A 19686-nucleotide genomic window follows, 5' to 3' on the forward strand; every position below is an offset into this window, starting at 1 on the left:
AAAGGTTGTGTCCATGACGCCACAACCCTGGCACTTTTTGCATAGTCATCAGGGGCTCTCGACAAGGGGCGACCTGGCTCGATTGATCTAGATCAATACAACAGGGATGCGTTGCTGAGCATCTTGTCTTGTCTGGTTCGTAGATGCTGCATTATCGGTCTCGCGCTTCAGATACGCGACTGTCTTTTGACTGACCAAAGCGTTGAACCGTCCCCCGAAGCATCGGCGAGCCAGAAAGCTGCCGACAGGTTCTTGCTCGGGCGGCGCTCGTAACTTTGAAACTCGGTCACGGCGAGTAGCCCATGCACGACGTTGGCGTTGCGACAGGCGCACCCAATCTGCCGGCCGATGGCTTCGAGCGCACCTCGCCCGCCACCGCATTCCCGGCCAACGGCTGCGACCTTCGTGACACGATCGCCAGCGCCTCGGAATTGACGGCCGATGGGTATTCACCAAAGCACGACGCAGGCCGCCCGAAAGCCTGCTGCATCCCGCAAGCTCCTCGCGGCCGGTCCCAGGGCGCGAATTACGACTCTCGCCAGCCGAACCTCAGGATTCCACGCAAGGTGCTTAAAGGCGGCTCGCATCCTTGCGCTCCGAGCTACTGCCGCCGCCATCGTCCGGCCGCGCGTCATGCCGAGCGGATCGACGACACCTCAGCAAGCCATATCGGCTTCAGGTGCATCATCAGGAAGAGGATCATGTCATGAGTAACGATACGATTCCGGAAAAGCCTCAGAATACGGGGCCGAACAGCGTGGGACTGAAACGCCGCGATCTCTTGTTGCGCGGTAGTTCGCTGGTAGCCGCTTCAGCACTCTCCGCCGTCGGGACGACAAGCTTCGCGCAGGCGCAGCAACCAACGCCGGTCCCGGCGCCCGCGCCGGCCGGACAGCGGCCCAATATCGTCGTCATCATGGGGGACGATATCGGCATCTGGAATATCGGTGCTTACCATCGTGGCATGATGGCCGGCCGGACGCCGAACCTCGACAAGATCGCCGCAGAAGGCATGCTGTTTACCGATTATTACGCCGAGGCGAGTTGCACCGCGGGCCGCGCCAACTTCATCACCGGCGAGCTGCCGATCCGCACCGGCATGACAACGGTCGGCCAGGCCGGCGCCCCCACAGGCTTGCCGGCGGAGGCCGTGACCATTGCCACCGCGCTCAAGGGCATGGGCTATGCCACCGGCCAATTCGGCAAGAACCACCTTGGCGACAAGAACGAATTTCTGCCGACCGTGCACGGCTTCGACGAATTCTTCGGCTATTTGTATCACCTCGACGCGATGGAAGATCCGGCTCACCCTGCCTATCCGCAGGAACTGTTGAACAAGGTTGGCCCGCGCAACATGGTCCATTCGTGGGCAACCAATGTGGACGACGCCACCGTGGATCCCCGTTGGGGCAAAGTCGGCAAGCAGAGGATTGAAGACGCCGGAACGCTCTATCCCAAGCGGATGGAAACGGTGGACGACGAAATCCGAGACTTCGCCTTGTCGTTCATTGAAAGGGCCAAGGCCGATAACAAGCCCTTCTTCTTGTGGCTCAATCCGACCCGCATGCACATCGTCACGCATTTGTCGCCGAAGTACCAGGCGATGCGCAACTCCAAGAACGGCTGGTCGATTCACGAAGCCGGCATGGCGCAGCTCGACGACGATGTCGGCCTCGTCATGCAAAAACTCAAGGAGATGGGCGTGGATGACAACACCATTGTCATCTTCACCACGGATAACGGCACCGAGGTCTTCACTTGGCCGGATGGCGGACAGACACCCTTCGCGCAGAGCAAAGGTACGGTCATGGAAGGCGGCTTCCGCGCGCCCGCGATGATCCGCTGGCCGGGCAAGGTGCCCGCGGGCAAGGTCGAGAACGGCATCGTCTCCGGGCTGGACTGGTTCCCGACCTTGCTGGCCGCTGCCGGCAACCCGAACATTGTCGAGGAACTGAAGAAGGGCAAGCAAATCGGGGATCGCACCTACAAGTGCCATCTGGATGGCTATAATCAGATGGACATGATCACCGGCAAGGGGCCGTCCAACCGACACGAAATCTGGTACTTCGGCGAGAGCGAGCTGGGGGCCGTGCGCATCGACGACTACAAGTATCGTTTCATCGACCAGCCCGGTGGCTGGCTGGGCGCAAAAACCAAGGTTGACGTCCCCTACCTAATCAACCTCCGCCTGGATCCGTTCGAGCGAACGGGCTGGCCCGACAGCGGGACCAAATACGGCGCCCAACAATACTTCGACTGGTTCAAATATGAATTCTGGCGCTTCGTGTTCGTTCAACAGGAGGTCGAGAAGCTGGCCATGACCGCGATCGAGTTTCCGCCGATGCAGAAGGGCGCGAGCTTCAACCTCGATTCCGTGAAGGCGAAAATCGAGGCCGCCAGGACCGCAATGGCAAAATAAGATTCATGATCGTGTTGGGCGGCGTCCATGCCGCTCAACACCGTCTCCTCCGGCCTCGCCTCTATCAGAGCGAAGCGGACCGGCCTCGGGAGTACACGCCCTAACCTCGTTTCCGCCCCTGTTTCGCCAGCGCCGTCTCGATCAGCGTGCGCGCGGCCTCGCCGGCGGTCTCCATGTAGCTCGGGTCGCGATGCAGCAGCACCACGGCGAATGATCCGTCCAGCAGCAAGAGGATCTGCCGCGCCAGCTTGAGCGGATCGGCGATCCCCTCGTCCGCGAAGGTCGCGCGCAGCCAATCCTCGAACTTCTTCTTGTGCGCGGCGCCGATCCGGATCGCGGGATGCCCGGGCATGTTGGCGAGCTCGGCGGAGGTGCGCAGGAAGCCGCAGCCCTTCCACTTCGGATGCCGCGCCGAGCGCGCGAGGTTCTTGAAGATCGCCTCGACCTTCACCGGCAGGCCGCCCTCGGCCTCCGCGAACCATTTGCGGAACAACGCGAGATTGGGCTGGTCGCGCGCGGCGAGATAGGCAGCGACGAGATCGTCCTTGCTCTTGAAGTGATAGTACAGCGTGCGCTTGGTGAGGCCGGCCCTGGCCGCGACCTCGTCGACGCTGACGCGGCGGATGCCTTCATTGTAGAACAGCGCGCTTGCCGCCTGGACGATGCGCTCGCGGGTGGGCTCGGAAGGTCTGGGCATCCTGCGTATGTATACTAACCAGTGAATATACACAAATTGCAGCTGGCCCTACATTCGGCCCGACACACAATTGCTGGAGACTGCATCATGCCCGCCCCCATCCTGCTCGAAATCACCGACGGGATCGCCCTGATCACCCTGAACCGTCCGGAGCAGCTCAACGCGCTGAACTACGCACTGATCGATCAACTGATGGCCGCGCTCGACCGCATCGAGGGCGACGCTGAGGTGCGCGCCGTGATCCTGACCGGCGCCGGCGAGCGCGCCTTCTCGGCCGGCGCCGACATCCACGAATTCGCTGGGAGCGTCAAACAGGGAGCGGCCGTCGCGGTGCGCGACTTCGTCCGACGGGGACAAGCCATGACCGCGCGGCTGGAGGCATTCAAGAAGCCCGTGATCGCCGCGATCAACGGGCTCGCCTTCGGCGGCGGCTGCGAGATCGCCGAGGCGGTGCATCTCGCTGTCGCCAGCGACCGCGCGCAATTTGCAAAGCCCGAGATCAAGCTCGGCATGCCCCCGACCTTCGGCGGCACGCAGCGGCTGCCGCGGTTGGCGGGACGCAAGCGCGCCCTGGAATTGCTGCTGGCGGGCGATCCGTTTCCGCCCGAGCACGCGCGCGAGATCGGGCTGGTCAATCAGGTCGTGCCGCATGATCAGCTGCTGACCGCCGCGCGCGAACTCGCCGGCCGGATCACCAGGCATTCGCCCGGATCCGTCGCCGGCACCATCACCGCGGTGACGCGCGGGCTCAACATGCCGATTGCCGAGGGCCTTTTGGTCGAGAGCGAACAGTTCGCCGCGCTGGTGCCGGGCCGCGATCTCGCCGAGGGGTTAGCTGCGTGGAAGGAACGGCGGCTGGCGAGGTATGTCGGGGCTTGAGCTGGCTGATCCCGCAATCGTCATTGCGAGGAGTGAAGCGACGAAGCAATCCCTACCTCCGCGAGCGGTGAAATGGATTGCTTCGTGGAGCCTGTCATCGGGCCGCGCTTCGCGCGGACCCGGTGGCTCGCAATGACGACCCAAACGTGGATGGCCGGGTCAAGCCCGGCCATGACGACGGAGAGACGGCTGAGACCTGCGCCCTACCGCACCACCGCCGCGGTCTGCCCGAACAGCAACTTACGTTCCTCCTCGGTGCGGATCGCGGGCTGGCCGAAATTCGGGTTGACCTCCTTCGCCTTGGCATAGGCGCGCTCGGTCGCGGGGCGCTTGCCGATCGTCTCCAGCCAGCGCTTCAGATGCGGGAAATCGTCGATCTCCTGGCCCTGGTTCTTGTAGGGCACGACCCAGGGATAGCTCGCCATGTCGGCGATCGAATAGTCGCCGGCGATGAATTCTCGGTCGGCGAGCCGCTTGTTGAGCACGCCGTAGAGCCGGTTGGTCTCGTTGACATAGCGGTCGATCGCGTATGGCAGCTTCTCGACGGCGTAGTTGCGGAAATGGTGGTTCTGCCCGGCCATCGGCCCGAGCCCGCCCATCTGCCAGAACGTCCACTGGATCGCGTCATAGCGGCCATGGATATCGGCCGGCAGGAATTTGCCGGTCTTCTCGGCGAGATAGAGCAGGATGGCGCCAGACTCGAACAGCTGTAGCGGCTTGCCGCCGCCCTTCGGCGCGTGATCGAGAATTGCTGGGATGCGGTTGTTCGGCGCGATCTGCAAAAAGTCCGGCTTGAACTGATCGCCTTTGCCGATGTTCACCGGGAAAATCCTGTACTCCAATCCGGTCTCCTCAAGGAACATCGTTATCTTGTGACCGTTCGGCGTGGACCAGTAGTGGAGATCGATCATGGGCGTGATCCTGCATTGCCAGGGACTGCCGATGTCGTGCATCGGCGAGAAAGATGCGAATGCATGGAGTTGGGCGCATAACCGCACCCAAGTCAATGGCGCGCGCATTGCACCGCGCGCGAATGTGATCTGCGGCCAGCGCAAGTGCCCGATTGAGCCGCGTCCCGATTGCTCCTAGGCTGCCGGAGGGATTGCGCTGACGAATTTTTAAACATGGGGCATTGCAATGACACATGATTTGGCAAGACGTGATTTCCTCAAGGGCTCGGCGGCGATCGCCGGCGCAGCAGCCGCGGGCGCTTTCTCCTGCGTCGAGATCGCGAGCGCCGCGCCGATCGAGGTGCCGACCGTCGACAAGCTCTCGATCCGCGTGCTGGTCGATTCCAGCTTCGATTTGTTCTTCAAGCCGAAGCAGGCCGGCGGCGTCACCATCGCGGCGCCGCCGCGCTCCGCCGACTACCAGAAGTCGTTGCACAATGAATGGGGCCTGTCGCTGTGGCTGGAGTCGGAGGCCAAGGGCGCGCAGCGCACCCTGATGCTTGACTACGGCTACACGCCGGAGGTGCTGCTCAACAACATGGCGCTGGTCGGCGTCGATCCGGCGAAGCTCGACGCGCTGATCGTGAGCCACGGCCACTACGACCATTTCGGCGGCCTCAACGGCTTCCTCGACAAATTCCGTGATAAACTACCGGCCGACGTGAAGCTCTATGCCGGCGGCGAGGACAATTTCTGCCACCGCGTCAGCGCAACGCCGACCAAGGGCCAGTTCAACGATTTCGGCACGCTCGACCGCCGCCAGCTCGCCGCGCAGCGCGTCACCACGGTGCTGTGCGAGACCCCGACCGTGATCGCGGGCCATGCCTTCACCACCGGCAAGATCACCCGCCGCAGCATCGAGCGCGTGCTGCCGCAGACCTGGGTCGAGTTCGGCATCAAGGACGGGCTCGGCTGCAACGCCAGCCACTATCTGCCGGCCGAGATGGACGGCAAGATCGTGCCCGACGAGCACATCCATGAGCACGCCACCTGCTTCAACGTGCGGGATTTCGGCCTCGTCGTGATCTCGTCCTGCGGCCATGTCGGCATCGTCAATTCGGTGAAGCAGGCGCAGGAGGTCTCCGGCATCCAGAAGGTGCACGCGATCGTCGGCGGCTTCCACCTCGGGCCGGCGCCGAAGGATTACCTCACCGAGGTGGTCGCCGAGATCAAGAAGCTCGACCCCGACGTGCTGATCCCGATGCACTGCTCCGGGCTCCACTTCGTGCAGGAGGCGACCGCGCAAATGGGCGACAAGGTGCTGGTCACGACGACGGGCAGCCGCCTCTCCTTCGGCATATGATCGCGCCGATCCTGCGCGTCATTGCATTCGCTGGCGCGGGCCTGGCATTCGCCGGCGCGGGCCTGGCATTCGCCGGCGCCGGCCTGTGGCTGACGCTGGCGCCGGTGCCGGCGGGCGATGCGCCGCCGCAATCGGCGCGCTCGGCCGCCGAGATCATGGACATCCTGATGTGGAACAGGGAGCCGGTCGGCGGCCCGTTCGCGTTGACCGATCAGGCTGGCCATGAACGCACCGACAAGGAGTTTCGCGGCAAGCTGATGCTGGTCTATTTCGGCTTCACCACCTGCCCCGACGTCTGTCCGACCGATCTGCAGGCAATCGGGCTTGCGCTCGACAAACTCGACCGCGACGGCGATCAGGTGCAACCGATCTTCATCACTGTCGATCCCGAGCGCGATACCGCGGCGCATCTCGCAGAATACGTGCCGATGTTTCATCCGCGCCTGATCGGGCTGACCGGCAACCTTGATGCGATCCGCAAGCTCGCCGATGCCTACAAGGTCTATTTCGCGCGGGTGCCGCTGAAGGATGCCGGCGACTACACCGTCGATCACACCGCCTACATCTATTTGATGGACCGCGACGGCAATTATCTCGGCTTCTTTCCGCCGGGGACGTCAGCCGACCGAATGGTCGAGATCATCCGGCCAAGGCTCGCCGAACCGGCGCGCTGACGTGCGTGCGAATAGCGCCAGCGCCCCCTCTCCCGCTCGCGGGGGGTGAAGAAAGCAATTCGGCAGGCGGATCGGACCAATCACGGTCTCAATGCATCCGCCCATGCGCGCGCAAGAAGGTCTCGCCACATTCCGTCACCATCACCCGCATGCCCTCGACCGAGGGTCGGCGCGCGACATAGCCGCGGTCGACAGCGTCCTCCCAGATCGTCAGCCGCGGGCATGAGGTGCGCCAGACCTCGAGCACCTCGGCATAGCGCCGCGGCTCGCGCGCGACCCACTCGACAAGATCGAGCACCAGGCTATCCGCCGTCTCTGCCATCACACATCTCCCGCAAAGTCGTGATCGTGCACCCCTTCTCCCCGCCTGCGCGGAGAAGGTCGGGATGAGGGGAGTCTCCACGAGGACGGTTACAGTGGGACTCGCGGAGACTTCCCCTCACCCGGATCGCATCTGGCGATGCGATCCGGCCTCTCCCCGCAAGCGGGGCGAGGTACGTCAACCGCGCCGCATTAGCTCAAATCACAGCAACCATATTTCTGCGCCGCTTGGCCTCTTCCGGCAAACTGAGTTATCTTGACCTTGCATCAGTTTTCCTGAGGGTTCATGCGGCGACTGCTGTTTCTCAACGGCATCAAGGCGTTCGAGGCGGCGGCGCGGACCGGCAGCTTTGCTGCGGCCGGGCTGGAGCTGAGCGTGTCGGCGGCCGCCGTCAGCCGCATGGTGCATCTGCTCGAAGAGCGGCTCGGCGTCGCGTTGTTCGAGCGCAAGGCCAACCGCCTGGTGCTGACGCAGGCCGGCCGCGCCTATCAGAGCGGGCTGACCCCGATCTTCGATGCGCTGGCGAGCCTCACCGCGCAGGTGACGGCGCCCTCGAGCGTGCGCGTGCTCACCATCGGCGTCGGCCACACCTTTGCGCTGAAATGGATGATCCCGCACCTCGCCGAGTTCCGCAAAGAGGAGCCCGACATCGAGGTGCGCTTCACCACCGGCGGCGCGTCGGTGCCGTTCGGCGAGGACTGGAGCTGCGGCATCAAGCTCGGCACCGGCGACTGGCCCGGCCTCGTCGCCGAGCCGCTGTTTGCCGGCGACCTCACGCCGGTCTGCGTGCCCCGCCTCGCGGGCGGGCTGAAGCGTCCGGCCGACCTGAAGGGTCCGAGCCTGATCCGCGTCGCGCACTCGCCCGAGGACTGGCCGATCTGGCTGAAGGCCGCGGGCGTCACCCGGATCAACGCGCGTGGGCCGGAGTTTCAGTTCTACGGCCAGGCGCTGCAGGCAGCTGCCGACGGGCTCGGCATCGCCATGGGCATCCGCCCCTATATCGACGACGATCTCGCTGCTGGCCGGCTGGTGGCGCCTTTCGACCTCTCGGTGCCCAAGGGCATGCGCTGGTACCTGCTCTATCGCAGCTTTCAGACCGAGCAGCGCGACTTTGCCGCCTTCCGCCGCTGGATCATGCGTGCCGCGGCGGAGCCCGCCGCCCGCCGCAAGGGAACGCGCAGTGCCTGACGAGACCGTCGATACGCTGGTGATCGGCGGCGGCCAGGCCGGGCTCACCATGAGCCATCGGCTGAAGCAGCGCGGCATCGCCCATCTGGTGCTGGAGCGGGGTCGCATCGCCGAGCGCTGGCGCAGCGAACGCTGGGATGGCCTCATGTTCCAGTTTCCGAACTGGTCGGTGCGGCTGCCGGAATTTGCGTTTCCGCACAGCGATCCCGACGGCTTCTCGGACACCGCTGCCATCATCGCCTTCATCGAGGACTACGCCGCGTTCGTCGCGCCGCCGATCCGCTGCGGCGTCGCGGTCACGAAGCTGCGCCGCGACGCCGGCGGCTTCCTCGCCGAATTTGCCGGCGGCAGCATCGCCGCCCGCAACGTCGTCATCGCCACCGGTCCCTATCAACGGCCGCTGCGGCCCGATCTGCTGCGCGAGCATCCCGGCCTGTTTCAGGTCGATGCCGCCGGCAACAGGAATCCCGCGCAATTGCCTGACGGTGCGGTGCTGGTGGTCGGTGCCGGCGCCTCGGGTGCGCAGATCGCCGAAGAGCTGATGCGCGCCGGCCGCGATGTCTTCCTCTCGGTCGGACGTCACAACCGCCTGCCGCGCCGCTATCGCAGCCGTGACCTGATCTGGTGGCTGGCCGAGATGGGCATCGACCAGACGCCGGTCGAGCAGCGCGGTCCGTCGCGGCTGCTGCCGGTGATTTCCGGCGCCCATGGCGGCCACACCGTCGATTTCCGCCGCTTCGCCGCCGGCGGCGTGACCCTGCTCGGCCGCGTGACGGCGGCGCGCGACGGCGTGCTGGAGATCGCGCCCGATCTCGCCGCCAACATCGCCAATGGCGACGCTTATTACGCGACGTTCCTCGGGATCGTCGACGACTTCGTCGCGGCGCGCGGCCTCGATCATCCCGACGATCCCTTGGCACGCGTCCGTTTGCCCGACCCGCCGTGCCTCACCGCGCCGCTCGATGCGGTCGACCTGCGCGCCGCGCGGATCAGCAGCGTGATCTGGGCCACCGGCTATGGCCTCGATCTGAACTGGATCGACATACCGCTGCTGGATGCCGACGGGGCGCCGCGACACCGCCACGGCGTCTCCGACGTGCCGGGCCTCTATTTCCTCGGCCTGCAATGGCTGTCGAAGATGAAATCCTCGTTCCTGTCAGGCGTCGGCGACGACGCCGCCGTGCTCGCCGACCACATCGCGAGCCGCCGCTAGCTCCGGGTTCCATTGCTTCCTGGAAATAAACCGGACGAGTTGTGAACTGCTTCACATTTAGCGCAACGCGCTCGTGCTTCCTATGAGAAGGGCGTTTCGAGGTCGCACATGATTTACAGCGGTTTTGAGATCAAGTCGTTCGAAGTGGGGAAGGGGCAATGGCACGCCAGGGTTCAACGGGTCGATCAAAGGCCGGTCGTCATCGATGGCATGCTGTTTCCGACGCTCGACATCGGTTTTGCGTGGTCCGATCCGGATGCGGCGATCGCCGACGCGAAGCGGGCTATCGACCGGTTCCCGCAACGCTATGGCATGACAATGCCGGCGGCCGAAGCGTCGGCGTGACCGGCAACGTCGTGGTCGCCGCCGTCCCGCAATGCGAGCCGGATCCGGTCTGGCCGGCGCAGGTCCGCACCAGCTGCCCGGAATGCGCCGCATCGCTTTCGCTGCTGCGCGTGATCCCCGGCCGCGCCGCCGAATACTGGACCATGCGCTGCGACGGCTGCGGCGGGATCCATCTCGACATCGTCGACCTGCCGCGCGTCTGAACTCCGCGACGCGCCGCCTGCTGACACCCTGCTGTCAGCAGCCTCGCCCGCGCAGCCATCCAGCCGCCGTTTGCCCTTTTCTCGCTGCCGGACTCGTCCCATATTCGGGGCATGGCGAAGACACCGAACACTCCGAAAAAGCTCGGCAAAACCCCCAAATCCAAAGCTCACCGGCCCGAGGTCCTCCCGATCGGGCCGGCGCTGGCCGAGCTGCTCAATCCCGCGATCAATCGCGGCGATGCCGGCCTTGGATCCGGCACCGGGCTGCAACCGCCGCCGGACAATTCGCGCGACCGCCGCGCCGGGGGCGAGGCCGCCGCGCATCGCGCGCGGGCCTCGACGCGCGAGACCAGCGAGGGCGTCGCGAAGCGCGATAGTTCGGGCCTCGGCGAGGCGCCGCAGGCCAATTACGGCACCGCGGCCACGATCCCGACGCTCGATCCGGAGCTGGCCCGCCAGCTCGGCCTTCCCACCGAGGAGGACGATGCCGAGGCGCTGGCGCGGCCGCCGCGCAGCAAGATGGAGGCGCTCGGCGTCAAGGCGACTGCCGATGCCCTGGAATCGCTGATCCGCGAGGGCCGGCCGGAGTTCCGCAAGGGCGACGGCTCCACGAAGGTGTGGACGCCGCACCGGCCGCCGCGCCCGGAGAAGTCCGAAGGCGGCGTGCGTTTCGAGATCAAGTCGTCCTACGAGCCCAAGGGCGACCAGCCGACCGCGATCGCCGAACTGGTCGAGGGCATCAACCGCAACGACCGCTCGCAGGTGCTGCTCGGCGTCACCGGCTCCGGCAAGACCTACACCATGGCCAAGGTGATCGAGGCGACGCAGCGCCCGGCCCTGATCCTGGCGCCGAACAAGACGCTGGCCGCCCAGCTCTACGGCGAGTTCAGGAACTTCTTCCCGGACAACGCAGTCGAGTACTTCGTCTCGTATTACGACTATTACCAGCCGGAGGCCTACGTCCCCCGCACCGACACCTATATCGAGAAGGATTCCTCGATCAACGAGCAGATCGACCGCATGCGCCACTCGGCGACGCGCGCGCTGCTCGAGCGCGACGACGTCATCATCGTCGCCTCGGTGTCCTGCATCTACGGTATCGGTTCGGTCGAGACCTACACCGCGATGACGTTCGCGCTGAAGAAGGGCGAGCGCATCGACCAGCGCCAGCTCATCGCCGACCTCGTCGCGCTGCAATACAAGCGCACCCAGGCGGATTTCACCCGCGGCACGTTCCGTGTCCGCGGCGACGTCATCGACATCTTCCCGGCGCACTATGAAGACCGCGCCTGGCGCGTGAACCTGTTCGGCGACACCATCGAGACCATCGAGGAGTTCGATCCGCTCACCGGCCACAAGCAGGACGAGCTCGAATTCATCAAGATGTACGCCAATTCGCACTATGTGACGCCGCGCCCGACGCTGGTGCAGGCGATCAAGTCGATCAAGTTCGAGCTGAAGCAGCGGCTCGACCAGCTGCACGACCAGGGCCGCCTGCTCGAGGCGCAGCGGCTGGAGCAGCGCACCACCTTCGACCTCGAGATGATGGAAGCGACCGGAAGCTGCGCCGGCATCGAGAACTATTCGCGCTATCTCACGGGACGCCGCCCCGGCGAGCCGCCGCCGACGCTGTTCGAATACGTCCCCGACAACGCGCTGATCTTCGCTGACGAGAGCCACGTCACCATCCCGCAGATCGGCGCCATGTTCCGCGGCGACTTCCGCCGCAAGGCAACGCTGGCCGAATACGGCTTCCGCCTGCCCTCCTGCATGGACAACCGCCCGCTTCGCTTCGAGGAGTGGGACATGATGCGGCCGCAGACCGTCGCCGTCTCGGCCACGCCCGGCAGCTGGGAGCTGAACGAGAGCGGCGGCGTCTTCGTCGAGCAGGTGATCCGCCCGACGGGCCTGATCGATCCGCCCGTCGACATCCGCCCGGCGCGTACGCAGGTGGACGATCTCGTCGGCGAGGTGCGCGCCACCGCGCAGGCCGGCTATCGCTCGCTGATCACAGTGCTCACCAAGCGCATGGCGGAGGACCTCACCGAATATCTGCACGAGCAGGGCATCCGCGTCCGCTACATGCACTCTGATATCGACACCATCGAGCGCATTGAGATCATCAGGGATCTGCGGCTCGGCGCGTTCGACGCGCTGGTCGGCATCAACCTGTTGCGCGAAGGTCTCGATATTCCCGAATGCGCCCTGGTCGCGATCCTCGACGCCGACAAGGAAGGCTTTTTGCGTAGCGAGACCTCGCTGATCCAGACCATCGGCCGCGCCGCGCGCAACGTCGACGGCAAGGTGATCCTGTATGCCGACCAGATGACCGGCTCGATGGAGCGCGCCATCGCCGAGACCAACCGCCGCCGCGAGAAGCAGGTCGAGTACAACACCGCCAACGGCATCACGCCGGAGAGCGTGAAGAAGCAGATCGGCGACATCCTCAATTCCGTCTACGAGCGCGACCACGTGCTGGTCGAGGTCGGCGGCCACGACATGACCGACGACGTCATCTCGATCGGCCACAATTTCGAGGCCGTGCTCGCCGATCTCGAAACCCGCATGCGCGAGGCCGCCGCCGACCTGAACTTCGAGGAGGCCGCGCGCCTGCGCGACGAAGTCAAGCGCCTGCGCGCGACAGAGCTCGCGGTGGTCGACGACCCCACCGCCAAGCAGCGCAACGTGCAGAAGCAGGCCGGCGCCTATGCCGGCACCCGAAAATACGGCGATGCCGCCAACCTGCCGGTCAGCGCATTGAAGAACAAGTCGGCGCAGACCTCGCTCAAGGCAGGCCGCGGCGGCAAGTCCGGCTCACGGGTGCACAAGCCCGATCTCGACGAGATGCACGGCCCGGAATCGCTGCCCTTCCGCCCCAGCGGTGCGCTGCCGGCAAAGCCGTTCGGCGCCACGAGCCGCATCATCCAGCCGACCGACTCGCGGCAGTCGGGGCCGGAGTTCGGCCCGTCGCCGCGGTCGAGCGGCGGCGCGCCGGGGAAACGCGGCGGCTGGAAGAAAAGGTAGATCATGACGCGCGCCGAGCTGCTCGCCTTCCTGCGGATGCATCGGCTCGCGGTGGTCAGCACGGTTCACGACAACGCGCCCCAGGCGGCGGTCGTCGGGATCGCGGTCAGCGACAATCTTGAGATCATCTTCGACACCCTGACCACCTCGCGCAAATACCAGAACCTCCGCGCCGATCCGCACGCGGCGCTGGTGATCGGTTGGGACGCCGAGCAGACTGCGCAGGTCGAGGGCGTCGCGGACTTCCCGAGCGGCGCGGAGCTCGCTGCGTGCAAGCAGGTGTATTTCGCGGCGTGGCCCGACGGTCCGACGCGCGAGACATGGCCGAACATCGGCTATGTGCGGATACGACCGAACTGGGCGCGGTTGAGCGATTTTGGCGCGATGCCGGCAAGGATCGAGGAAATGACGCTGCCATAGACAGCTTCATCTTCAGCCTCTCCTCGATCACGCCACGTCGAACGCCGGATGGTAGCTCACATCCCCCTTGGGCGCCTTGCCCTTCAACACTATCCGCTGAAAGTATCGGCTCGGCTTGCCGCCATAGGTCCGCCGGCGATCATCGAGGAAGCCGAAGCGACGGTAGTACGCGGGATCGCCGAGCACGACGCAGCCATCGGCCCCGAGCTCCGCAAGCCGGATGAGCCCCTCGCATAGCAGAGCTTTGCCGGTTCCGCGCCGTTGCATGTCGGGTGCGACCGAGACCGGGCCGAGGCCATGCCAGCGCCCCGCTACGCCATCGATCCGGACCGGCGAGAACGCGACGTGGCCGGCGATGCTGCCGACCTCGGAGACAGCCACCAGCGAGAGCGTCAGCGCGCCGGCGCGCGCAGCGCCTCGACGATGCGTGCTTCGGTGCCGCTGCTGTGCGGCGCTGTTGCGAATGCGGCCGCCGTGACGCGGCTGATCGCGGCGGCGTCTTCGGGGCGTTCGTCCCTGATCTGCATGCTCGCAGATAAGGCCGATCGGCAACAGCGCGCAAGGGAAGCGCAAAGCTCGGGCGGATCATATCGCGAGACTGCGGAAGTATGACGCACCGGCCGAACCACATGTTCGCTGTCGTCCCTGCGAAAGCAGGGACGACGTCCGGAGAAGCCGCGGGCTCTCGGCTCACGCACGGATGTCTCTGGAATACTGCATCACCCGCATGCACGGGTGATGACACCGCACAAGCTGTTTGACATGTGAAACGGATTCCCACCGTCGTCCCGGCGAAGGCCGGGACCCATTACCACCAGCGGAAATCATTGTGATACGCTGTGGCCCCAGCTTGCTTCAACAACATGGCCCGGTGGTTATGGGTCCCGGCCTTCGCCGGGACGACGGCGGAATATGCCTCGCCCTGCGCCTACCCCGATCGCTTGTTGCTGGTGTTCTGGGTCAGATTGCCGTGCGCGGCCTGCTCGCGGATGTTGTGTTTCTCGTCGTCGCGATGGCCCTTGGTGGTGTCGATGGGAACGCTGGGGGTGCTGCCGGGGCCCTTGTGGCTCTTGTTGTCGTCGGGAACGGGCTGGATGGTCTTTGTCTTTGGTTTCGTCATCATCGTCTCCGTTACGCATGGAGACAACGCGGCCGGTGCGGACGGCGTTCCCGGAACGACACTTCCGTTCCGGGGAACGTGACTTCACAACTGACCTTACAGTTTCTCCTGCTGCGCGGGCTGTGACTGCGGCTGCTGCTGGCGCTGCTGTTTGGCGTGATGGCGGCCGTAGAGGCACCCGGCCGCGGCGCCGAGCATGCCGTGATGGCCGGCATAATGACCGGCGACGCCGCCGACGATCGCGCCCTTGATGCAACCCTTGGCGTCGGCGGAAGACGCTGTGGCAAGCACGCTGAGGGCAATGACTGACGCGAGAACAATCGATTTCATGATGCGGCTCCAATGCAATGCTGCCGCATCAACGGCGAAGCGGCACGGCCGGTTCCGGGAAGGCGAAGCGGTTCACCATCGGCCTCGCCGCTGGCAACCGGCGCCGTCGGATTAGCTTGTTGTCGAACGCACCGCGACAGCGAGCCGGCGCGATTTCACCGGCCGGCCCCGGAGGAGCTCAAGGCCTCATGGCCGGCGTCGGCACCCGGCTCACCGTCGCGCGGTGCGCGCTCTCATGAACTATCTGGGGACAACCAGGGCGGCGACGGCAAGCGGCATGGTGTTTCTCATAAGGAACTCCTGATCGCGGATGCGTCGCCCACGGCGAACCAACCGGGCGCGCGGGCGGAGGTTTCATTAACTCGCGGACAGCTGCCGCCGCACGTCTGCGAGGCGCGGCCGGTTCAGCCGATCAGTTCAGTTTCTTGCCGCCGTCCGTCACGCCGTCGAGGAACACCCCGGTTTCGCGGTTGAGAAACTCGACATCCGCCGGGAAGAAACCGCCGGCCGAGGCGTGGCCGGTCACGGTGGCCGGGCTGATCGTCTTGATGGTCACGGCTCCGATGTTCTGGCCCATCTGGTTCGGCTCGAATTCGGGATTGAGCAGATCCTTGGTGCCGGTGAGGATCAGCGTCTTCGCCTTGATCGAAGCCAGCGCCTTCGCCGTGTCGCCGCCGAACCCGGCCGTGGTGCCGACATCGTGCCGGTCATAGGCCCAGCTCTGGTAGATCCAGTCGTTGGCGTCGAACAGCTTCCACAGCGCGGTCTCCTGCTCGGCCATCCAGGGCAGCACGTCGGGGCCGGACTTGAACTGCGCCGCATACATGTCGGGCGTGCGCGCCGCGAGCAGCGCAACGATATCGCGGAACAGCTTGAGGCCCTTCTCCGGCGGCGCGTCGTAATTGCCGTCCTTCCACGCCGGATCGTTCATGATCGCCTTGCGCGAGGCCTCCATCACCGCGACCGACCAGGCCGGCGTCTTCGCAAGCGGCACCATCGCAACCAGCGCGTCCATGAAGTCCGGATGGCTGACGCCCCATTGCAGCGCCTGCATGCCGCCCATCGAGGGGCCGACCACGGCGACGACATGGTCGATGCCGAGCTTCTCCTTCATCAGCCGGTACTGCGATTCCACCATGTCGCGGATCGCGAATTTCGGGAACTGCATCCGCGGCTGCGCCTTCGAATTGCTCGGCGATGTGGTCAGGCCGTTACCGATCGCATCGGTGCAGACGATGAAGTACTTGTCGGGGTCAAGCGCCTTGCCGGGGCCGATCATGAAATCGAGCCGGTGATGATTGCCCGAGATCGCGGTCACCATCAGGATGGCGTTCGACTTCTTCGCGTTCAGCGTGCCGTGGGTGACGTAGGAGATCGAGAAATCCTTGATCGCCTCGCCGCTCTCGAGCTTCAGGTCGTCTTCGTTGTAGAGCTGGTGGGCAGGCTGCTGCGGCGTGTGTGCGAAGGCGGGCGGGATCGCCGGGCATGCCAGCAGCGACAGGATCGCGGCGAAGTGGGTGATGCGCGTCATTGGTCTCTCCCCATCGGGGCGGCTCTGTTCGGCCGCCTTCCGCCGCGAAGCATACGGGCCGGCGGTGCCGCGGCAAGGCCGCGGGCGCGAAGATTTAGGTGGCGCGGGCACGGAATAAACCGCCGGCAGCACCGCGACGGCCGCCGTCATCGCATTGCGCGAACCGGCGCGCCGCATGCATTTTGTGCCACAATGCACGCACTGGTTGCCGAACCTAATCGCGTCTCGCGCGTCAAACATATGTTGTTTGATTGTGGAATGCTCCGGTTCACTATGCCGGGCCAGAGCGAGTCGGACCGGCGGAGTCGATCATGGGCGAGGATTTGAACCGGCAGCGCGTCTTGAACTTCCTCGACGTCTATTATGCCGGCGGCATCGAGGGCGCGCTCGATCGCTGCAGCGACGACGTCGCGTTTCTCGCCAACGCCCCGATCGACATTCTTCCGCATATGGGCCAGCACCGCGGCAAGGCCGCGCTGCGCCAGATGTGGACCACGATCCACGAGCGCTATTCCGACATGCGCTACGAGGCGCCGATCGTGGTGACCCAGGGCGACAGGGTCGCCGCGCAGCTGCGCGTGTTCCTCCGCAAGCGCAACAACGCCCGCGTGGTGCAGTTCGACGTCGCGGTGTTCTACACGCTGCGCGACGGCAAGATCACCGAGATCCGGGAGATCATCGACACCTTCGATCTCGTCCAGCAGGTGCTGGAGCGCGACGTCGCGGCGGCGCTGACCGGGCACGACGACATCGTGCAGGCAAATTCGCAACGCCGGCGTTGAACCTCGACGGCCCGGCGCTGACTTATTACCGGGCTTGTTGCGGTCGGGGCTGAAATCACCATGAAAATCGCATTGCTCGCTGTGCTTGGCCTGGCGCTGGGCGCCCTTGGCGGCGCCGCCTTCGGCATCGGAGCCGGGCTTAGCTGGATCGGATTGGCCAGAACCTCGGGTATCGACAGCGGAACTCTGGTGTTTTTCACCTTCATGCCGCTCGGCGCCGCGATCGGCGGCATCGGCGGCGCGTTGCTGTTCGCGGTGGTGGCGATCCGCGACGCCGAGATCGTGATCGAGCGGCAACCGGTGCGGCAGCGCGACCGCTGAATTGCGGCGATCGGTTTTCGCGCGAAGCCTGCCCCGCACGTGATGCGGGTGGATGCCGGCTCGCATCAAAGAAGCGCGTCAGAACCAGAATCCAGAGGTCGGCGGTCACATTCCGGTAAAATTCCGCGCAATTGTGCATTGCAAAAAAGTCATTTGCGTTTTTGCCGTCCCGCACTATTTGAGGCCGCAATAGCGATGTGCAGCAACCTGGCAAGGCGTCGGCGCTGATCCCCTGCCATCCGTTTGCGTTTGAAAATCCAGTTTCAGGACAAGGCCAAAATGACAGAGCATAGTCTCTGGCGTTTTTCGCGCGCATTGCATCGCGCGATCAACGAACGCCAGCTTGCAGATATCGAGCCGCTGCTCGACGACGAGGTCGAATGGTCCATCTATGGGCCGATCGACCTGTTTTCCTTTTTCGGCGCGCGCCGCGGCAAGGCCGCGGTGCTCGAGGTGATCCGGCAGATCGGCGAGAACCTCAGGGTTCACCGTTTCGATCGCGAGTCGATCATGCTCGGCGTCGATTCCGCCGCCTCGATGCTGCGCTATTCGCTGACCGCACTGGATTCCAACAAGCCGATCTCGCTCCGGATCGCGCATTTCGCGCAGTTCAGGTCCGGCAAGCTGACGAGCTTCCGCGTGCTGGTCGACAGTTTCGACCTCGTCGAGCAGACCGTCGGCTACCCGATCCATCTGCCGCGCATCGCGGTCTGACGGCTTTTCGATTTCACGCCTTCGTCACGTCCGGGGCGCTAAAGCGCGAAGCGCGTCTTCGCGTTCAGGCGCCCCGGCAGCGGCGGCCTGTTTTGCCAGCCCCGAACGGCCGCGCTCGGGACGCGCCGCGCGAACGCGCGGCGCGTTTGTCCCGGACATGACGATCACGCGTTGATCACTTGCTTTCAGAGCGCCGATGCCACAATTTTGCGCCACGGCAATGCATGCTGCGGCTCTGGAATTTGCGGGCTGGGAATGACTTTCACATTACGATTCGGCTGGGCAAGGCTGCCGGTGCTGGCGGCCGGCTTTAGCCTGGCGATGGCGCTGTCGGCCGCCGCGCAAACCCCGCCGTGGCAGATCGCTCCCGCCGCCCAGGATACCGCAGCTGATAACGCCGAGGCTGCGGCCGACGGGGAGCCGCCGGCGGCCAATGCCAATGACGCCGACATCCTGAAGGACATCGACGAGAGCAAGCTCGACTGGAGCCAGCTCGACACCGATTCCACCAGCCTGCCCACGCTGGCGCCGAAGCGTGCGGCGCGGCCCGCCAGCGTCGCAGGCAACGATCCATCCTGGTCGACCAACAACAACGCCAACGGCTCGTCGGCGGTGTCGGTCAAGCAGTCGATCTCGCCATTCCTCGACACCCGCATCGGCGCCGACATGACGGTCGCAAGGCAAGGCACGATGACAACGTCCGAGCAATTGTCGGAGCGGCTCGCCAATGGCGGCAGCCTGCCGCAGTCCGGCGGCTCGGCCTGGGCCGCGATCTCGACCGGCGGCGTGGCCTCGATCTGGGACAAGACCTCGGTCGAGGCGCGCCTCGATCCCGCCGCCGACCAGAGCAAGGTCGGCACCTCCCTGAGCAAGTCGGTGCCGCTGTCGGAGCAATATTCGCTGACGCTGCAGAACGGCTACAACCTCATCCAGCAGGGCGTGGTCCCGGTGCCCGGCATCATCAGCCACCCCTCGCGCAGCTACGACACCGATCAGTCGGCGAGCCTGTCCGTTAACGACACCGGCACCAGCATCACCGCCGGCCAGACGCTGTCGACCACCGACGACAAATGGCTGCGCAGAATCGGCGCCGAGCAGAAGCTGTTCGACAACGTCACCGTCTCCGGCTCGGTCGGCGAGACCTCGCAAGGCACCACCAACAAGAGCATCAGCGCCGGCTACAAGCGCTCATGGTGAACGGTCTGTTAGCTCTATCGCGCTAAATGATCAGGCATTGCCGCAACTTGGCCC

At 65.1% G+C, this 19686-nt stretch carries 24 protein-coding genes; 16 read left to right on the forward strand and 8 right to left on the reverse strand.

Translation table 11 applies throughout. From position 1 onward, the window contains the following. Window positions 1-302 precede the first annotated feature (302 nt). Both RX327_RS34415 and RX327_RS34420 read left to right on the forward strand, forming a co-directional pair. On the forward strand, window positions 303-710 hold the full coding sequence (locus tag RX327_RS34415) for an SUMF1/EgtB/PvdO family nonheme iron enzyme (protein ID WP_080667164.1): 408 nt from the start codon (window positions 303-305) through the stop codon (window positions 708-710). Beyond that, window positions 707-2419, forward strand: a complete 1713-nt coding sequence (locus tag RX327_RS34420) for an arylsulfatase (RefSeq protein WP_050382814.1) — start codon at window positions 707-709, stop codon at window positions 2417-2419. Before RX327_RS34415 ends, RX327_RS34420 begins: the two co-directional genes overlap by 4 nt. Before the next feature lie 100 nt (window positions 2420-2519). Here the strand turns inward: RX327_RS34420 and RX327_RS34425 are convergent, their stop codons facing one another. Further along, window positions 2520-3116, reverse strand: a complete 597-nt coding sequence (locus RX327_RS34425; RefSeq protein ID WP_050382816.1) for a TetR/AcrR family transcriptional regulator — start codon at window positions 3114-3116, stop codon at window positions 2520-2522. A gap of 87 nt (window positions 3117-3203) precedes the next feature. On the opposite strand from RX327_RS34425, the gene RX327_RS34430 reads away from it, so the two are divergent. Then, complete coding sequence (locus RX327_RS34430; protein ID WP_317248541.1) at window positions 3204-3995, forward strand: crotonase/enoyl-CoA hydratase family protein; 792 nt, start codon at window positions 3204-3206, stop codon at window positions 3993-3995. A gap of 203 nt (window positions 3996-4198) precedes the next feature. Here the strand turns inward: RX327_RS34430 and RX327_RS34435 are convergent, their stop codons facing one another. Next, window positions 4199-4906, reverse strand: a complete 708-nt coding sequence (locus RX327_RS34435) for a glutathione binding-like protein (protein ID WP_317248542.1) — start codon at window positions 4904-4906, stop codon at window positions 4199-4201. Here RX327_RS34435 and RX327_RS34440 point away from each other — a divergent pair. The 3 genes from RX327_RS34440 to RX327_RS34450 are packed head-to-tail and all read left to right on the forward strand — an operon-like array spanning window position 4905 to window position 6922. Continuing rightward, window positions 4905-5084, forward strand: a complete 180-nt coding sequence (locus RX327_RS34440; RefSeq protein ID WP_050382826.1) for a hypothetical protein — start codon at window positions 4905-4907, stop codon at window positions 5082-5084. The two genes, RX327_RS34435 and RX327_RS34440, sit on opposite strands and share 2 nt — an antisense overlap. A gap of 48 nt (window positions 5085-5132) precedes the next feature. Next, window positions 5133-6248 carry an MBL fold metallo-hydrolase gene (locus RX327_RS34445; protein WP_050382827.1) on the forward strand — a complete coding sequence of 372 codons (1116 nt, stop codon included), beginning with the start codon at window positions 5133-5135 and terminating at the stop codon, window positions 6246-6248. Continuing rightward, entirely contained in the window at window positions 6245-6922 is a 678-nt protein-coding gene (locus tag RX327_RS34450) for an SCO family protein (RefSeq protein WP_082190443.1), read from the forward strand. The genes RX327_RS34445 and RX327_RS34450 overlap by 4 nt, the downstream gene beginning before the upstream one ends. An 88-nt stretch (window positions 6923-7010) precedes the next feature. On the opposite strand, the gene RX327_RS34455 is transcribed toward RX327_RS34450, so the two are convergent. After that, window positions 7011-7244, reverse strand: coding sequence for a hypothetical protein (locus RX327_RS34455; protein ID WP_050382828.1), 234 nt, complete (start codon window positions 7242-7244; stop codon window positions 7011-7013). A gap of 285 nt (window positions 7245-7529) precedes the next feature. On the opposite strand from RX327_RS34455, the gene RX327_RS34460 reads away from it, so the two are divergent. The 6 genes from RX327_RS34460 (at window position 7530) to RX327_RS34485 (ending at window position 13637) form a co-directional block, all read left to right on the forward strand. Beyond that, on the forward strand, window positions 7530-8432 hold the full coding sequence (locus RX327_RS34460) for a LysR substrate-binding domain-containing protein (protein ID WP_317248543.1): 903 nt from the start codon (window positions 7530-7532) through the stop codon (window positions 8430-8432). After that, on the forward strand, window positions 8425-9645 hold the full coding sequence (locus RX327_RS34465) for an NAD(P)-binding domain-containing protein (RefSeq protein WP_317248544.1): 1221 nt from the start codon (window positions 8425-8427) through the stop codon (window positions 9643-9645). The genes RX327_RS34460 and RX327_RS34465 overlap by 8 nt, the downstream gene beginning before the upstream one ends. 108 nt (window positions 9646-9753) lie before the next feature. Continuing rightward, window positions 9754-9990, forward strand: coding sequence for a hypothetical protein (locus RX327_RS34470; protein ID WP_038377734.1), 237 nt, complete (start codon window positions 9754-9756; stop codon window positions 9988-9990). Next, entirely contained in the window at window positions 9987-10193 is a 207-nt protein-coding gene (locus tag RX327_RS34475; protein ID WP_028336044.1) for a zf-TFIIB domain-containing protein, read from the forward strand. The genes RX327_RS34470 and RX327_RS34475 overlap by 4 nt, the downstream gene beginning before the upstream one ends. Window positions 10194-10304: 111 nt before the next feature. Continuing rightward, complete coding sequence (uvrB, locus tag RX327_RS34480; RefSeq protein WP_317248546.1) at window positions 10305-13217, forward strand: excinuclease ABC subunit UvrB; 2913 nt, start codon at window positions 10305-10307, stop codon at window positions 13215-13217. Between the two features lie 3 nt (window positions 13218-13220). Continuing rightward, window positions 13221-13637: a pyridoxamine 5'-phosphate oxidase family protein gene (locus RX327_RS34485; RefSeq protein WP_050382829.1), complete on the forward strand. Its 417-nt coding sequence runs from the start codon at window positions 13221-13223 to the stop codon at window positions 13635-13637. A gap of 27 nt (window positions 13638-13664) precedes the next feature. On the opposite strand, the gene RX327_RS34490 is transcribed toward RX327_RS34485, so the two are convergent. The 5 genes from RX327_RS34490 to RX327_RS34505 form a co-directional block, all read right to left on the reverse strand. Next, window positions 13665-14018, reverse strand: coding sequence for a GNAT family N-acetyltransferase (locus RX327_RS34490; RefSeq protein ID WP_410712111.1), 354 nt, complete (start codon window positions 14016-14018; stop codon window positions 13665-13667). An 11-nt stretch (window positions 14019-14029) separates the two neighbouring features. Beyond that, a complete protein-coding gene (locus RX327_RS39440; protein ID WP_410712112.1) occupies window positions 14030-14164 on the reverse strand; it encodes a hypothetical protein in 135 nt (44 codons plus the stop codon). Window positions 14165-14565: 401 nt separating this feature from the next. Continuing rightward, the gene (locus RX327_RS34495; protein WP_172646835.1) at window positions 14566-14757 is read right to left on the reverse strand and encodes a hypothetical protein; all 192 of its coding nucleotides are present in this window, start codon (window positions 14755-14757) and stop codon (window positions 14566-14568) included. Between the two features lie 96 nt (window positions 14758-14853). Beyond that, window positions 14854-15087 (reverse strand): hypothetical protein, encoded by a 234-nt coding sequence (locus tag RX327_RS34500; protein ID WP_050382835.1) that lies wholly within the window; start codon window positions 15085-15087, stop codon window positions 14854-14856. A gap of 412 nt (window positions 15088-15499) precedes the next feature. After that, window positions 15500-16618 (reverse strand): alpha/beta fold hydrolase, encoded by a 1119-nt coding sequence (locus RX327_RS34505; RefSeq protein WP_317248547.1) that lies wholly within the window; start codon window positions 16616-16618, stop codon window positions 15500-15502. 311 nt (window positions 16619-16929) lie between these two features. Between RX327_RS34505 and RX327_RS34510 the strand changes: the two genes are divergently transcribed. The 4 genes from RX327_RS34510 (at window position 16930) to RX327_RS34525 (ending at window position 19632) form a co-directional block, all read left to right on the forward strand. Continuing rightward, window positions 16930-17400, forward strand: coding sequence for a nuclear transport factor 2 family protein (locus RX327_RS34510; RefSeq protein WP_050382837.1), 471 nt, complete (start codon window positions 16930-16932; stop codon window positions 17398-17400). 60 nt (window positions 17401-17460) lie between these two features. After that, window positions 17461-17721 (forward strand): hypothetical protein, encoded by a 261-nt coding sequence (locus RX327_RS34515; RefSeq protein WP_028336038.1) that lies wholly within the window; start codon window positions 17461-17463, stop codon window positions 17719-17721. 279 nt (window positions 17722-18000) lie between these two features. Further along, window positions 18001-18435 (forward strand): nuclear transport factor 2 family protein, encoded by a 435-nt coding sequence (locus RX327_RS34520; RefSeq protein WP_050383027.1) that lies wholly within the window; start codon window positions 18001-18003, stop codon window positions 18433-18435. Window positions 18436-18690: 255 nt separating this feature from the next. After that, the gene (locus tag RX327_RS34525) at window positions 18691-19632 is read left to right on the forward strand and encodes a hypothetical protein (protein ID WP_317248548.1); all 942 of its coding nucleotides are present in this window, start codon (window positions 18691-18693) and stop codon (window positions 19630-19632) included. The last annotated feature ends 54 nt before the right edge of the window (window positions 19633-19686 follow it).

It is taken from the genome of Bradyrhizobium sp. BEA-2-5 (assembly GCF_032918025.1).
In the GTDB taxonomy this organism is placed as follows: Bacteria; Pseudomonadota; Alphaproteobacteria; order Rhizobiales; family Xanthobacteraceae; genus Bradyrhizobium; species Bradyrhizobium pachyrhizi.

Bases quoted from the DNA above. Each gene is read 5' to 3' on its own strand.
- RX327_RS34415 (WP_080667164.1), top strand. From the start codon at position 303: ATGCACGACGTTGGCGTTGCGACAGGCGCACCCAATCTGCCGGCCGAT.
- RX327_RS34420 (WP_050382814.1), top strand. From the start codon at position 707: ATGAGTAACGATACGATTCCGGAAAAGCCTCAGAATACGGGGCCGAAC.
- RX327_RS34425 (WP_050382816.1), bottom strand. From the start codon at position 3,116: ATGCCCAGACCTTCCGAGCCCACCCGCGAGCGCATCGTCCAGGCGGCA.
- RX327_RS34430 (WP_317248541.1), top strand. From the start codon at position 3,204: ATGCCCGCCCCCATCCTGCTCGAAATCACCGACGGGATCGCCCTGATC.
- RX327_RS34440 (WP_050382826.1), top strand. From the start codon at position 4,905: ATGGGCGTGATCCTGCATTGCCAGGGACTGCCGATGTCGTGCATCGGC.
- RX327_RS34435 (WP_317248542.1), bottom strand. From the start codon at position 4,906: ATGATCGATCTCCACTACTGGTCCACGCCGAACGGTCACAAGATAACG.
- RX327_RS34445 (WP_050382827.1), top strand. From the start codon at position 5,133: ATGACACATGATTTGGCAAGACGTGATTTCCTCAAGGGCTCGGCGGCG.
- RX327_RS34450 (WP_082190443.1), top strand. From the start codon at position 6,245: ATGATCGCGCCGATCCTGCGCGTCATTGCATTCGCTGGCGCGGGCCTG.
- RX327_RS34455 (WP_050382828.1), bottom strand. From the start codon at position 7,244: ATGGCAGAGACGGCGGATAGCCTGGTGCTCGATCTTGTCGAGTGGGTC.
- RX327_RS34460 (WP_317248543.1), top strand. From the start codon at position 7,530: ATGCGGCGACTGCTGTTTCTCAACGGCATCAAGGCGTTCGAGGCGGCG.
- RX327_RS34470 (WP_038377734.1), top strand. From the start codon at position 9,754: ATGATTTACAGCGGTTTTGAGATCAAGTCGTTCGAAGTGGGGAAGGGG.
- uvrB (WP_317248546.1), top strand. From the start codon at position 10,305: ATGGCGAAGACACCGAACACTCCGAAAAAGCTCGGCAAAACCCCCAAA.
- RX327_RS34485 (WP_050382829.1), top strand. From the start codon at position 13,221: ATGACGCGCGCCGAGCTGCTCGCCTTCCTGCGGATGCATCGGCTCGCG.
- RX327_RS39440 (WP_410712112.1), bottom strand. From the start codon at position 14,164: ATGCAGATCAGGGACGAACGCCCCGAAGACGCCGCCGCGATCAGCCGC.
- RX327_RS34495 (WP_172646835.1), bottom strand. From the start codon at position 14,757: ATGACGAAACCAAAGACAAAGACCATCCAGCCCGTTCCCGACGACAAC.
- RX327_RS34500 (WP_050382835.1), bottom strand. From the start codon at position 15,087: ATGAAATCGATTGTTCTCGCGTCAGTCATTGCCCTCAGCGTGCTTGCC.
- RX327_RS34505 (WP_317248547.1), bottom strand. From the start codon at position 16,618: ATGACGCGCATCACCCACTTCGCCGCGATCCTGTCGCTGCTGGCATGC.
- RX327_RS34510 (WP_050382837.1), top strand. From the start codon at position 16,930: ATGGGCGAGGATTTGAACCGGCAGCGCGTCTTGAACTTCCTCGACGTC.
- RX327_RS34515 (WP_028336038.1), top strand. From the start codon at position 17,461: ATGAAAATCGCATTGCTCGCTGTGCTTGGCCTGGCGCTGGGCGCCCTT.
- RX327_RS34520 (WP_050383027.1), top strand. From the start codon at position 18,001: ATGACAGAGCATAGTCTCTGGCGTTTTTCGCGCGCATTGCATCGCGCG.
- RX327_RS34525 (WP_317248548.1), top strand. From the start codon at position 18,691: ATGACTTTCACATTACGATTCGGCTGGGCAAGGCTGCCGGTGCTGGCG.